Origin of the sequence: Kocuria sp. NPDC057446 (assembly GCF_042802875.1) — a bacterium.
Lineage (GTDB): Bacteria > Actinomycetota > Actinomycetes > Actinomycetales > Micrococcaceae > Kocuria.
Genome location: NZ_JBHVDI010000103.1, coordinates 1 through 13,384, shown reverse-complemented (window position 1 = coordinate 13,384; position 13,384 = coordinate 1). Strand labels below are relative to the sequence as shown.

The following is a 13,384-nucleotide window of genomic DNA, read 5'->3' as shown; positions in this document are numbered from 1 at the left end:
GCCGGCAGGGCGGAGACGATCCGGTCCATCGCGGCGTCGTCGTGGGCGGCGGACAGGAACCACGCCTCGAACACCGACGGAGGCAGGTAGACGCCGCGGTCCAGCATGGCGTGGAAGAACGCCGGGTAGCGGAACGTCTCCTGCGCCTTGGCCTGGGCGTAGTCGTGCACGCCCGTGGCGGAGGTGCCGAAGGCCACCGAGAACAGGCTGCCGGCCGACTGGATCGAGTGGTCGACCCCGGCCTCGGTCAGCGCGGCGCGCACCGCCTCCTGCAGCTGCGCCGAGCGCCGGTCGACGGTCTGGTAGGCGATCCGGTCCGCGGTGCGCAGGGTGGCCGCGCCCGCGGCCATCGCCACCGGGTTCCCGGACAGGGTCCCGGCCTGGTACACGGGCCCGAGGGGTGCGAGGTGGTTCATGACCGCGGCCCGCCCGCCCACGCCGGCGACCGGCAGCCCGCCGCCGATGACCTTGCCGAACATGAACAGGTCCGGCTCCCAGCCGTCCTCGCCCGCGGCGGTGAGGCCCCAGTAGCCGGCCTCGTGCACGCGGAACCCGGTCAGCACCTCGTCGAAGATCATCAGCGCCCCGTGCTCCCGGGTGATCCGGCGCAGCCCGGCGTTGAAGCCCTCGCCGGGGGGGACCACTCCCATGTTGGCGGGCGCGCCCTCGGTGATCACGGCGGCGATCCGGCCGGGGTGCGCGGCGAAGGCCTCCTCCACGGCGGCGAGGTCGTTGTAGGGCAGCACCAGGGTTTCGGCCGCGGTGGCCGCGGTGACCCCGGCGGAGCCGGGCAGGGCGAGGGTCGCCACGCCGGAGCCCGCCTCGGACAGCAGGGAGTCCACGTGCCCGTGGTAGCAGCCGGCGAACTTCACGACGAGGTCCCGGCCGGTCACGCCGCGCGCGAGCCGGATCGCGGTCATGGCCGCCTCGGTGCCGGTCGAGACCATGCGCAGCTCGTCGATCGCGCCGATCCGCTCGACGACGAGCTCGGCCAGCTCGGTCTCGCCGCGCGTCGTCGCCCCGAAGGACAGGCCGCGCTCCACGGCCTCGTGCACGGCCTCGATGACGGCCGGGTGGGAGTGCCCGACGAGGGCGGGGCCCCACGAGCTGACGAGGTCGACGTACTCGCGGCCGTCGACGTCGGTGAGGTACGGGCCCTTGGCCGCGGTGATGAAGGGCGGGGTGCCGCCCACGGACGCGAAGGCCCGCACCGGGGAGTTGACCCCGCCGGGCATGACCTTGCGGGCGCGGTCGAAGAGTTCCTGGGAGACGCTCATGGGATCTGTCTGCTTCCTTTCGCCGGGGTGGCCGGCTCGGGGGACGGTGGGGGTCAGGAGAGGCCGTTCTCCTCGCGGAACCAGTCCGCGAGCTCGACGGCGAAGTAGGTGAGCACGGTGTCGGCGCCCGCGCGGCGGATGGACAGCACGGACTCCTGGATCGCGGCCCGGCGGTCGATCCAGCCGTTGGCGGCGGCGGCCTCGATCATGGCGTACTCGCCGGAGATCTGGTAGGCGGAGACGGGGACCGGGGAGACCTCGGCCACGTCGCGGAGGATGTCGAGGTAGCTCATGGCCGGTTTGACCATGACCATGTCGGCGCCCTCGTCCAGGTCCAGCTGCAGCTCGTGCAGCGCCTCCCGCCGGTTCGCGGGATCCATCTGGTAGGTGCGGCGGTCGCCCTGGAGCTGGGAGTCCACCGCCTCGCGGAACGGTCCGTAGAACGCGGAGGAGTACTTCGCGGAGTAGGCCAGGACGGCGACGTCGGGGTGCCCGGCCTCGTCGAGGGCGGAACGGATCACGCCGACCTGACCGTCCATCATGCCGGACGGGCCCAGCACGTGAGCGCCCGCCTCGGCCTGGGCCACGGCCATCCGGCCGTAGATCTCCAGGGTCGCGTCGTTGTCCACGGTCCCGTCCTCGGCCAGCACGCCGCAGTGGCCGTGGTCGGTGAACTCGTCCAGGCACAGGTCGGCCATGACCACGAGGTCGTCGCCGACCTCGGCGCGGACGGCGCGCAGCGCCCGGTTCAGGATGCCCTCGGGGTCGCAGCCGGCGCTGCCCGCGGGGTCCCGCTCGGCGGGCACGCCGAAGACCATGAACCCGCCGAGGCCCTTGGCCGCGGCCTCGGCGGCGGCGCGCCGGAGGGAGTCCATGGAGTGCTGGACCACCCCGGGCATGGAGCCGAGCGGCGCCGGCTCGGCGAGTCCCTCCCGGACGAAGACGGGCAGGATCAGGTCGGACGGGTGGACCCGGGTCTGCGCCGCGAGGCGGCGCACAGCCGGGGTGGTGCGCAGCCGGCGGGGGCGGGAGACCAGGTCGTAGCGCGGGGTTCGGTGGGTCACGGAGTTCGTCTCCTCGGTCGTCGGGATCGGTGTCGTGGGGGCCGGTGCCGTCGGTCCCGGTGCCGTGGCGCCGGCGGCGGTCGGGGGCGGCGGGGCGGGGGCTCCCGGAGCAGGGCGGGCCGCCGCGAGCGCCCGGACGAGGGCGTCGCGGATGCCCTCCGGGGTGGGCAGTCCCGCGGCCTCGGACGGCAGGCCGCGGTCGGCGGCGGCGCGCCGCGTCGGCTCGCCGATGGCCACGAGGACGGTGCCGGCCAGCAGGGCGGGGTCCTCGCCCACGAGCTCGGCGAGGTGGGACGGCGCCGTGAGCACCACGGCGTCGACGTCGCCCGCGGCCAGGACCGCCAGCAGCTCCGAGCGGTGGAGCTCGGCGTCGACGTCGCCCGCGGCCAGGACCGCCAGCAGCTCCGAGCGGTGGAGCTCGGCGGCGCGGCCGTCGGCCCCGGGGGCCGCGGCAGCGTCCGCGGCGTCGGCCGGGACCTCCTGCACGAGGGGCGCGGCGGCCGGCCAGGGCACGGTCTCGTAGGCCGTGGCCGTCAGGACCCGGTGTCCCCGCCGGGTCAGGCCGTCGGCGAGGGTGGGACGGGCCCGGGCGGACAGGGGCAGCAGGACCGTGCCGGGGACGCGCTCCACCGGCCAGTCCGCGAGCAGACCGGCGGCCGAGTGCGCCGTGCCGGGCACCAGGTCCGGCGGCAGGCCGGCCGCCGTGAGGGCCGCGGCCGTGGCGTCCCCCACCGCGGCGACCCGCAGGCCCGCGCGCCGCGCCGCGGCCAGCCGCTCGCCGAGGGCCGCGGGGGCGTCGGCGACCGAGCGCAGCGCCCGGACCGTGTTGACCGAGGTGACCACCAGCCAGGTCCCGGCGGCGGCCCGCGGGTCCGCGGCCCGCTCGAGCAGCGCGGCCACGGGACCGGTGTCCCGGGGCAGGGTGGCCTCGAGCAGCGGGGCCAGCCGGACCCGGGCCCCGTGCCCCCGCAGCAGCTCCACGAGCTCCCCGGCCCGGTCGGCCGCACGGGTGACGACTACCCTCGTCCCGCGCAGGGCGGTGAGGTCGGCGGAGCGGTCGGCGGAGCCGGGGCGCGGCACGGGTCTCAGAGCGTCAACCGGGCCAGCCGGCCGGCGCCGTCGGCGAGCAGCTCGTCGCCCAGCCGGACACCGAGGGCGCGGGCGTCGTCGACGCCGCGCTGCGCGGTGCGGCCGCTGCGGCGCATGAGCCGGCTGCCGTCCGGGTCGGCCACGACGACGTCGAGGACGAGCTCGTCGCCCTCGATCCGCGCAAACGTGCCCACGGGGGCCGCGCACCCGGCCTCGAGCCGGGTCAGCAGCGCCCGCTCCGCAGTCACGGCCAGGCGGGTCTCCAGGTGGTCCACGGCGGCGAGGCCGGCGGCGAGCGGGGTGTCGCCGGAGGCGTCCTCGGTGCGGCACTCCAGGGCCAGGGCGCCCTGGCCGGGGGCGGGGAGCATGACCGAGGGCTCGATCAGCTCGGTGATCGCGTCCTCCAGCCCGAGGCGCCGCAGCCCGGAGGCGGCGAGCACCACGGCGTCGAGGTCGCCGGGGGCCACCCGGCCCAGCCGGGTGCCCACGTTGCCGCGGATGTCGACGATCTCCAGGTCCGGGCGCGCCGCGCGCAGCTGCGCCGCGCGGCGCGGTGAACCGGTGCCCACCTTCGCCCCTCGCGGCAGGTCGGCGAGACCCAGCCCGTCGCGGGCGCACAGGGCGTCCCGGGGGTCCTCCCGCTCCGGCACCGCGGCGACCTCGAGGCCCGGCACGGGCGCGGTGGGCAGGTCCTTGAGGGAGTGCACGGCGAGGTCCACGGAGCCGGCCAGCAGCGCGGCCCGCAGGGCCGTGGCGAAGACCCCGGTGCCGCCCATCTGGGACAGGGGCCCGGTCAGGACGTCGCCCTCGGTGCGGATGGTGACGAGCTCCGGCTCCAGTCCGCCCGCCGCCGCCACGGCGCGGGACGCCGTGGTGGTCTGGGTCAGCGCGAGCCGGGAGCCGCGGGTCCCGACCCGGACCACCGGGAGCTGCGCGGCGGCCGTCACGCCCACCGCACCTCCCCCGCCTCGTCGAGGTCGACCGGCAGGGGCCCTCCGTGGGGACGCTGCGCGATGGTCGGACGGGGTCCGGTGGCGCCCCGCAGGACCTTCACGCAGCAGTCCGGGGCGCAGTCGTCGAACCACGTGCCCTCGGCGCACGCGGAGATCCGCGGCGGGGCCGTGCGCCCGGCGACGCGCTGCTCCACGAGGTCCGCGAGCCCGGCCACGAACGCGGGGTGCGTGCCCGCGGTGGGGGTGCGCACGGCCGGCAGTCCGAGGCGCTCACAGGTCTCCAGGGCCTCGGTGTCGAGGTCCCACTTGACCTCCATGTGGTCGGAGACGAAGCCCAGCGGCACGAGCACCACGCCGGCCACGCCGCGCCCGGCGAGCTCCTCGAGGGCGTCGTTGACGTCCGGCTCGAGCCACGGCACCTGCGGGGGCCCGGAGCGCGACTGGTAGACGAGGTCCCACGTGTGGTCCCCGAGCTCCTCCGAACCCACGCGCTCCAGCACGGTGCGCGCCACCGCCAGGTGCTGGGCGACGTAGGCGGAGTTCTCCTCGAAGTCCATCCGCGCCGGCCCGGAGGCCTCGGCGTCGGTGGTGGGGATGGAGTGGGTGCAGAACAGGACCGCGATCCTGCCGCCGTCGGCGCCGGTCCGGTCCCGCAGCTGCGCGAGGCCCTCCCGGAGGCCCTCGACGAAGGGCTGCACGAAGCCCTCGGAGTCGTAGTACTGGTGGACCTTGTCGACCTGCATCTCCTCCGTGAGGCCGAGCTCCTCGAGCGCCACGCCGTAGTCCTCGCGGTACTGGCGGCAGCCGGAGTAGCTGGAGTAGGCGCTGGTGGCCAGCACCAGCAGCTTGCGCAGGCCGCGCGCGTGGCACTCCCGCACGACGTCCGCCACGTAGGGCGCCCAGTTGCGGTTGGCCCACAGCACGGGCACGCTCAGGCCCCGGCCGAGCAGCTCGGCCTCGAGGGCGGAGCGCAGCGCGCGGTTCTGGTCGTTGATGGGGCTCACACCGCCGTTGGCCCGGTAGTGGGTGGCGACCTCCTCGAGCCGCTCGTCGGGGATGCCGCGGCCCTTCGTGACGTTGCGCAGGAACGGCAGGACGTCGTCCTGGCCCTCCGGGCCGCCGAAGGACGAGAGGATGACGGCGTCGTAGTCCTCGGGCGCGTGCGCGCGGGCCCGCGACAGGGCGTTCTCGGCGGTCATCGGAGCACCTCCGCGAGCTCGTCGGTGCGGATCCGGCGCCCGGTGTAGAAGGGGGTCTCCTCGCGCACGTGCAGCCGGGCCTCCGTGTTGCGGAAGGCCCGCATGACGTCGACGAGGTCCACCAGCTCGGGGGCCTCCAGCGCGAGCAGCCACTCGAAGTCGTTGAGCCCGAAGCACGCGATGGTGTTCGCGAGGACCTGCGGGTAGTCCCGCGCCGCCATGCCGTGGTTGCGCAGCATCTCGGCCCGGCGCTGGGCGTTCATGTAGTACCACTCGTAGGAGCGCACGAACGGGTAGACGCAGACCCAGTCCTCCGGGGCCTCGCCGCGGGCGAAGGACGGCGAGTGGTTCCGGGTGAACTCCGCGTCCCGGTGCACCCCCATCGCGTTCCAGGCCTGCGCGGTGCCCGCCAGCAGCTCCGTGCGGCGCAGCCGGCGGACCGCCGCCTGGAGCGCCTGGGGGTCCTCGCCGTGCAGCCACGTGAGGACGTCGGCGTCCTCCCGCATCCCCGAGACGTCGTAGGCGCCGCGCAGCGTCACGCCCTCGGCCGCCAGCTGCTCGACGACGCCGTCGAACTCGGCGGTCGCGGAGGCGTCGTCGCCGGCCGTGCGGGACGCGGCGCCGCCGGCGGGGCGGGCGAAGACGGACCACACGGCCCAGTGCAGCCGCTCCTCGCCGCCGTCCGGGGCCGGCTCGGGCGACGCCGCGGGGCGTCCGCCGTGCTCGTGGGGGCTGGTGTCGTGGGACAAGGCTCAGTCCTTTCGTGGTGTGCTGGTCGGAGGGGTGCTCGCCGGCTCGGTGGCGGCCGGCGCGGCACGGTCCGGGACGCCCGCCTCGGCGAGCAGGGCGCGGACCTGGGCCCGGGTGTCGGCGACGACGGAGGCCAGGCCCGTGCCGGCGAGCCATCCGCCGACCGCGACGGCGTCGGGCAGCTCCGCGAGCGCCCGCCGGATGTCGGCGACCCGGCGGGCGTGCCCGACGCCGGCGCGGGGCAGCGCCGAGCGCCAGCGCACGATGTCCGCGCCGACGAGCTGGGCGGGGCGCAGGGGCATGCCCATGAGGGTCGAGGCGTCGGACAGGGCCAGGCGGATGAGCTGGTCGTCGGGCAGGGCCACCTCGGGGGGCACGACGGTGGCGTCGGGCTGGGCGCGGCCGTAGGAGAGCCGCAGGACGTGCCGGCCCGGGCCGGCGGCCTGCCGCACCCAGTCCCACTTGGCGCTCGCGTGCGTGAGGGCCTTGGCGCGCACGCCGCGGGCGTCCTCGCTCACCAGCAGGCCGGTGCCCCGGGGAGCCCCGTCGAGGCGTGGTTCGTCGACCACGAGCGTGGCCAGGGCGACCTGGGGCCCCGCCTCGGGGGCGAACCGCTGGAGGCCCTCCTCGTGGCTGGCGAGGAGCCGGACGGCGGTCGCGCCGTCCGTGGCCATCACGAGCAGCTCCCCACGCGCCACGGCCGTCTTGTGCCCGAAGCGCGGCTGGCGCTGGATGACCATCCAGCCGTCGCGCCGGGGGTCGCGGTCGAGGGCGATGACGTCGTAGTCGGTGACGAGCTTCACGCCCGTCCGCTCGAGGTCGTGCACGAGGGTCTCGGAGAGGGCGTTCATGCCGCCGCGCAGACCGGCCACGTTCGCGCCCGCGGGCGCGGCGCGGCGCAGGGCGCCGGCCGCGGCGCCGAGCGAGCCGTGCTCGCGCAGCGCCCGGCGCAGGCCGGGGGCCACCGCGTCGACGTCGAGGTCGTCGGGGTGGGCCGAGTGCACGCCCGTGGCGAAGGGCGCGACGAGCCGGTCGAGGACCCGCTCCCCCATCCGGGCCCGGACGAGACCGCCCAGGGAGCGCTCGGTCATGCCGACGAACGCCGGCAGCCGGCGGTCGAGGCCGGCGCGCAGCATGCCGGCCCGGCCCAGTGCCGCCCGCAGCCGGGGGGCGGTCGGGTCGGCGGGGATGCCGAGGATCCCGGAATCGGGGGCGGGCACGGCGCCCTCGGGCAGGAACAGCCACGAGCCGGAGCGGTTGGGGTGCACCACGCGGTCGCCGAGCCCGAGCTCCTCGAGCAGGTCGGGGACCGCCCGGGAGCGGGTCGCGAAGGACTCGGCGCCGGAGTCCAGGACGAGACCGGCGACCTGGTGGGCGCCGACCGCTCCGCCCAGGTGGTCCTCGGCCTCGACCAGGGTGACGCGCAGACCGCGGGCCGCGAGGTCGCGGGCGGCCACGAGCCCGGAGACGCCGCCGCCCACCACGAGGGCGGAGCGGGGCGGGGTGCGCCGGGCGGACCTGGCCTCCGCGCTCACGGGTGCCCCCCGCCCGGGGACTGCTCCAGCGGCTGGTCGTGGACGAAGGACACGAGGTCGGTCAGCACCTGGGGGTCGGTGCCCGGAGGCACGCCGTGACCGAGGTTGACCACGTGCCCGGGGGCCGTGTCCCCGCCGGCCAGCACCTCGCGCACGTGCTCGGCGAGCACGGGCCAGGGGGCGCCCAGCAGGGCCGGGTCGATGTTGCCCTGCAGCACGGTGGCCCCGCCGAGCCGCCGGTTGGCCTCCGCCAGCGAGATCCGGTAGTCCACCCCGACCGCGTCCGCGCCGGCGTCGCGCATCGCGGCCAGCAGCTCACCGGTGCCCGTGCCGAAGTGGATCCGGGGCACGGCGAGGTCCCCCACGGCGCCCAGCGCCGCCGCCGAGTGCTCCACCACGTGCGCGGTGTAGTCGGCCAGGGACAGGGAGCCCGCCCAGGAGTCGAAGAGCTGCACGGCCGAGGCGCCGGCCTCGACCTGGGCGCGCAGGAACGCCCCGGACGTCCGGGCCGCCCACTCGGCCAGCGCCCGCCAGGCCGCCGGGTCGGCGTGCATCATCGTGCGCGGCAGCAGGTGGTCCCGGGAGGGCCCGCCCTCGACCATGTAGGCGGCCACAGTGAAGGGCGCCCCGGCGAAGCCGATCAGCGGGGTGGGTCCGAGCTCCGCGACGGTGGCCGCGACGGCCTCGCGGATCGGGTCCAGCGCCGCGTCGTCGAGCTCGGGCAGGGCGGCGACGTCGGCCGGCGTGCGCACGGGGCGCCCCAGCACGGGTCCGCGGCCCGGGACGATCTCCACGTCCACCCCGGCCACGCGCATGGGCACGACGATGTCGGAGAAGAAGATGGCCGCGTCCACGTCGTGCCGGCGCACGGGCTGGAGCGTGATCTCGGCGGCCATCGCCGGGTCCAGGCAGGCGTCGAGCATGGCGGTGCCCTGGCGCAGGGACCGGTACTCCGGCAGCGACCGGCCGGCCTGGCGCATGAACCACACCGGGCGGCGGTCGGGCGCGCGGCCCGTGAGGGCCTGGAGCAGCGGGGCGTCCAGGGTGCCGGCGGAGCGCAGCGGATGCCCCTGGGGCAGCGCCCCGAGCGATCCGCTCAGGCGCCGGAACGCCGCCGAGGGGTGGGTGCCGCCCGTGGGGTGCCCGGGAACGGCTGCGGTCGACGTGTCCGGCGTGCTCGCCGTCTCAGGGGTGGTAGGCATAGTGCTCCCATTGTGCCAAGGAACACCGACGTCGTTTACCGACGCAGCGTCACCGGGTCCGGCCCCTGGCTCGGATGACGCCGCGTGAGCCGACTCTCGCACGTCACCGGGGCACGGAGCGGCGGTGACCGTCTAGTATGAATGCACTGTGGTCCTCTTCGCTCTCGTCGCCTCCCATCAGAACGTCGATCTGAACACCGTTGCGCGTCTCAGCACCGGTGCCCTCGGGCTGTCCGAGGAGATGGTCCGCAGCGGCCCGCTCCGGGGCGCCGTGACCCTCTCGACGTGCAACCGGCTCGAGATCTACGGCGAGCTCGAGGACACCCGGGGCGTCTCCCCGGGGGCGGCGCTGGACCGGGTGCTGGCCGAGCTCGCCGAGCAGATCGGCTCCCGCTCCGGGCTCGACGCCGAGTTCGTGGCCGACTCCCTGCGGTCCTACACCGACTCCGGCGCCGCGCGCCACCTCTTCACCGTGGTCTCCGGGCTGGAGTCCGCCGTGGTGGGCGAGCGCGAGATCACCGGGCAGGTCCGCCGCGCCCTCAACGACGCCCAGCAGGCCGGAACCGTCTCGGGCAAGCTCCAGCGGCTCTTCGAGGCGGCCGCCCGCACGGCCCGCCAGGTGGGCACGCAGACCGCCCTGGGCGAGCGGGGCCGCTCCATCGTCTCCGTGGCCCTGGACCTGGCCGACGACGTCACGTCCGGCACCTGGACCTCGCGCCGCGCCCTCGTGTTCGGCACGGGCGCCTACGCGGGGGCGACCATGGCCGCCCTGCGCGACCGCGGCTGCGCGGACATCGAGGTGTACTCGGCGTCGGGCCGGGCCGAGCAGTTCACCGAGAACCGCGGCGGCACGCCGGTGGGGGCCGAGGACCTCGCCGCGGCCCTGGCGCGCGCCGACGTCGTGATCGGCTGCAGCGGCGGCTCGGCGCCCATGGGCGCCGCCGCGTTCCCCGCCGGGCCCCGCACCGTGGTGGACCTCGCCCTGACCCGGGACTTCGACCCCGCCGTGGCGGACCTGCCCGGCGTCGAGCTCATCACCCTGGAGTCGGTGCGCGTGGCCGCCCCCGACGAGACGCGCGAGTCCGTCGACGCCGCGAGCGGGATCGTCGAGCGCGCCGCCCAGGAGTTCGCCGCCAGCCAGGAGGCCCGGGACATGGACGCCGCGATCGTGGCCCTGCGCAAGCACACCATGGCCGTCCTGGACGCCGAGCTCGCGAAGGTCACCTCCCACCACGGGTGCACGGCCGCGCAGGAGCAGATCGAGCTCGCGATGCGGCGCATGGTCCGCTCCCTGCTGCACACCCCCACCGTCCGCGCGCGCGAGCTCGCCGCCCAGGGCCGGCAGGACGAGTACGTCACCGGTCTGGCGGCGCTGTACGGGATCGAGGTCCCGGCGCCGGACGCCGCGGACACCGCGCCCCCGGACGCCCGGGCACCGCAGGAGGTCACCCGCCGCTCCCAGGCCGCAGGGTAGGTCAGCATTCGTTCGGCCGGCACCGCCGGCCGGTTGAGGAGGAACGGTCCATGACTGAGACCAGGAGAGGCCGCCCGGCGCGCCTGCCGCGCGAGGCCCGCCGGCGGCAGCTGCTCGAGACGGCGCTGACCGTGTTCTCCTCGAACGGCTACCACGGCTCGTCCATGGACGACATCGCCGACGCCGCCCAGGTGAGCAAGCCCGTCCTGTACCAGCACTTCCCGGGCAAGCGCGAACTGTACCTGGCCCTCGTGGACCACTACCTCGAGGAGCTCTCGTCCGGCCTCGTCGCGGCGCTGCGGGGCAGCGACGTCAACCGCGAGCGGGTGGAGTCCATGCTGGACGTCTACTTCGGCTTCGTGGAGGCGAACCCGGAGGCCCACCGGCTCATCTTCGAGTCGGACCTGCTGGCGGACCCGGAGGTGGCGGAGCGCTTCGAGAACTTCCACCTGGCCGTGGCGGACTCCATCGCCGGGGTCCTCGGGCCCAACGCCGGGCTGAGCCACCCGCACGCGGTGCTCGTCTCCCGCTCGCTCACCGGCATGGCGCAGACCGCGGCGGTGCACTGGATCCGCAACCCGGGCACTGGCGGCCGGGCCGAGGCGCAGCGCCAGATCTTCCGTTTAGCTTGGGGCGGAATCTCGATCATCGACGAGGACTGGCAGTAGCGTCCTCCTAGACTGACCGGGACGCACCCGCCGCCCCGTCCAGGAGGAACCATGGAAATCAAGATCGGTGTTCAGCACGTCGCCCGGGAGATCGTCGTCGACTCCGCGCTCGAGGCGGCGGAGGCCGTGGAGCTGATCACCGCGGCCCTGTCCTCCGGGTCCCCGCTGACCCTGACGGACACCAAGGGCAACGTGACGGTCGTGCCCGCCGGCGTCATCGGCTACGCCGCCGTCGGCGCCGAGCAGAAGCGCGCGGTCGGCTTCACCCCCTTCACCAAGGACGCCTGAGCGCCGGCACGACCGGGACCCCGTCCGCCCGGCCCGGCGGACCCCGCCCGACGACCGCACCGAACGTGCGCGGTCGTCGGGCTACACTGTTAAGCGCACTGGATGACCGGTCGTACCCGCGATCCGACGAACGACAGACACCCTCTCGCCCCCGCTCCCCGCGAACAGGCCCCGCACGGCGGCCTCGCGCAGGACCGGATCCGGGCGCCACGCCCCCGTGGCCCGCCCGGTCGAGGCGGCGCACGCTCACGATCGGCTTCCACCCAACGCACGCCCCGGCGTCCGCCAGCACGGCGGCCCGGAGGCCGGACCCCGAGGTCCCTCCCTCCAGCGGGCGTGCCCGAACGAAGGAACCCGACCGTGACCGACCACATCACCGACACCGCACCGGACACCGCCGCGCCCGGCGACGACACCACCCTCGACGCGGCCCTCGACGGCGCCCCCGAGGTGGTCGTCGAGACCACCGAGCACCCCGAGCCGCTGCCCCAGGACTTCGCCGAGTTCGGGGTGCGCCAGGACATCGTGGACTCCCTCGCGGCCGAGGGCATCGTCCACCCCTTCCCCATCCAGGCCATGACCCTGCCGGTGGCGCTGTCCGGGCAGGACATCATCGGCCAGGCCAAGACCGGCACGGGCAAGACCCTCGGCTTCGGCATCCCCGTGGTCCAGCGGGTCGTGGGCCGCGGCGACGCCGGGTGGGACCAGCTGAAGAAGCCCGGCGCGCCGCAGGCGCTCATCGTGGTGCCCACCCGGGAGCTCGCCGTCCAGGTCGGCCACGACCTCGCGACCGCCGCCCGGACCCGCAACGCCCGCGTGGCGACCATCTACGGCGGCCGCGCCTACGAGCCCCAGATCGAGGAGCTGCAGGCCGGCGTCGAGGTCGTCGTCGGCACCCCCGGCCGGCTCATCGACCTCAACCGGCAGCGCCACCTCGACCTCTCCGCGGTCCGGGCCGTGGTGCTCGACGAGGCCGACGAGATGCTCGACCTCGGGTTCCTGCCCGACGTCGAGAAGCTGCTCGCCGCCGTGCCCGAGGTCCGGCAGACCATGCTGTTCTCGGCGACGATGCCCGGCCCCGTGGTGGCCATGGCCCGCCGCTACATGACCAAGCCCATGCACATCCGGGCCGCCGCGCCGGACGAGGGCGCCACCAAGAAGGACATCCGCCAGGTGGTCTACCGGGCGCACCACCTCGACAAGGACGAGGTCGTGGCGCGGATCCTGCAGGCCGAGGGCCGGGGGCGCACCATCGTGTTCACCAAGACCAAGCGGGCCGCGGCCAAGCTCGCGGACGAACTCATCGGCCGCGGCTTCGCCGCCGCCCCTCTGCACGGCGACCTGGGCCAGGGCGCGCGCGAGCAGGCGCTGCGCGCGTTCCGCAACAACAAGGTCGACGTGCTCGTGGCCACGGACGTCGCCGCCCGCGGCATCGACGTCGAGGACGTCACCCACGTCATCAACTTCCAGTGCCCCGAGGACGAGAAGACCTACCTGCACCGCACCGGCCGCACCGGCCGCGCCGGCAACAAGGGCACGGCCGTGACGTTCGTGGACTGGGACGACGTCCCGCGCTGGCGGCTGATCGACAAGGCCCTGGAGCTCGGCATCCCCGAGCCCCGCGAGACCTACTCCTCCTCCGAGCACCTGTACGAGGAGCTGAGCATCCCGAAGGGCACCAAGGGCCGGCTCCCCCGCTCCAAGCGCACCCACGAGGGGCTCGGCGCCGAGGTGCTCGAGGACCTCGGCGAGCCCGGCGGGCGCAAGGGCGGTCCGCGCGGCGACGGCCGGGACGGGCGCTCGCGCGACCGCGGCGACTCGCGCCGCGGCGAGGGCCGTGGCGCGGGGCGCGGCGACGGGCGCGGTGACGGGCGCGGTGACGGGC

General features: G+C 75.7%; 11 protein-coding genes and 1 pseudogene. 4 read left to right on the top strand and 8 right to left on the bottom strand.

The window, feature by feature from the left end:
• From hemL to hemE, 8 genes and pseudogenes are all read right to left on the bottom strand, one after another.
• Positions 1 to 1,277, bottom strand: a 1,277-nt coding sequence (gene hemL / locus ACFU0Y_RS12555; RefSeq protein ID WP_380214860.1) for a glutamate-1-semialdehyde 2,1-aminomutase, incomplete at its 3' end; no start/stop codon positions are given.
• Between the two features lie 53 nt (positions 1,278 to 1,330).
• A complete protein-coding gene (gene hemB, locus ACFU0Y_RS12550) occupies positions 1,331 to 2,341 on the bottom strand; it encodes a porphobilinogen synthase (protein ID WP_380214861.1) in 1,011 nt (336 codons plus the stop codon).
• A 195-nt stretch (positions 2,342 to 2,536) separates the two neighbouring features.
• A pseudogene (locus ACFU0Y_RS12545) lies at positions 2,537 to 3,322 on the bottom strand (uroporphyrinogen-III synthase); the annotation flags it as partial.
• 104 nt (positions 3,323 to 3,426) lie between these two features.
• Positions 3,427 to 4,383, bottom strand: a complete 957-nt coding sequence (gene hemC / locus ACFU0Y_RS12540) for a hydroxymethylbilane synthase (protein WP_380214859.1) — start codon at positions 4,381 to 4,383, stop codon at positions 3,427 to 3,429.
• Entirely contained in the window at positions 4,374 to 5,582 is a 1,209-nt protein-coding gene (locus tag ACFU0Y_RS12535) for a ferrochelatase (RefSeq protein ID WP_380214858.1), read from the bottom strand. The genes hemC and ACFU0Y_RS12535 overlap by 10 nt, the downstream gene beginning before the upstream one ends.
• Positions 5,579 to 6,331 (bottom strand): hydrogen peroxide-dependent heme synthase, encoded by a 753-nt coding sequence (hemQ, locus tag ACFU0Y_RS12530; protein ID WP_380214857.1) that lies wholly within the window; start codon positions 6,329 to 6,331, stop codon positions 5,579 to 5,581. Before hemQ ends, ACFU0Y_RS12535 begins: the two co-directional genes overlap by 4 nt.
• Positions 6,332 to 6,334: 3 nt before the next feature.
• Positions 6,335 to 7,867, bottom strand: a complete 1,533-nt coding sequence (hemG, locus tag ACFU0Y_RS12525; RefSeq protein WP_380214856.1) for a protoporphyrinogen oxidase — start codon at positions 7,865 to 7,867, stop codon at positions 6,335 to 6,337.
• A complete protein-coding gene (hemE, locus tag ACFU0Y_RS12520) occupies positions 7,864 to 9,069 on the bottom strand; it encodes a uroporphyrinogen decarboxylase (protein WP_380214855.1) in 1,206 nt (401 codons plus the stop codon). Before hemE ends, hemG begins: the two co-directional genes overlap by 4 nt.
• A gap of 148 nt (positions 9,070 to 9,217) precedes the next feature.
• On the opposite strand from hemE, the gene ACFU0Y_RS12515 reads away from it, so the two are divergent.
• From ACFU0Y_RS12515 to ACFU0Y_RS12500, 4 genes are all read left to right on the top strand, one after another.
• Positions 9,218 to 10,543 (top strand): glutamyl-tRNA reductase, encoded by a 1,326-nt coding sequence (locus tag ACFU0Y_RS12515; RefSeq protein ID WP_380214854.1) that lies wholly within the window; start codon positions 9,218 to 9,220, stop codon positions 10,541 to 10,543.
• Positions 10,544 to 10,593: 50 nt separating this feature from the next.
• Complete coding sequence (locus tag ACFU0Y_RS12510) at positions 10,594 to 11,211, top strand: TetR/AcrR family transcriptional regulator (protein ID WP_380214853.1); 618 nt, start codon at positions 10,594 to 10,596, stop codon at positions 11,209 to 11,211.
• A gap of 51 nt (positions 11,212 to 11,262) precedes the next feature.
• Positions 11,263 to 11,499, top strand: a complete 237-nt coding sequence (locus ACFU0Y_RS12505; protein WP_380214852.1) for a DUF3107 domain-containing protein — start codon at positions 11,263 to 11,265, stop codon at positions 11,497 to 11,499.
• A gap of 360 nt (positions 11,500 to 11,859) precedes the next feature.
• Positions 11,860 to 13,384, top strand: a 1,525-nt coding sequence (locus ACFU0Y_RS12500) for a DEAD/DEAH box helicase (RefSeq protein WP_380214851.1), incomplete at its 3' end; no start/stop codon positions are given.

Coding starts and splice junctions, on each gene's coding strand:
- ACFU0Y_RS12535 (WP_380214858.1), bottom strand. CDS start 5,582: ATGACCGCCGAGAACGCCCTGTCGCGGGCCCGCGCGCACGCGCCCGAG.
- hemE (WP_380214855.1), bottom strand. CDS start 9,069: ATGCCTACCACCCCTGAGACGGCGAGCACGCCGGACACGTCGACCGCA.
- ACFU0Y_RS12510 (WP_380214853.1), top strand. CDS start 10,594: ATGACTGAGACCAGGAGAGGCCGCCCGGCGCGCCTGCCGCGCGAGGCC.
- ACFU0Y_RS12505 (WP_380214852.1), top strand. CDS start 11,263: ATGGAAATCAAGATCGGTGTTCAGCACGTCGCCCGGGAGATCGTCGTC.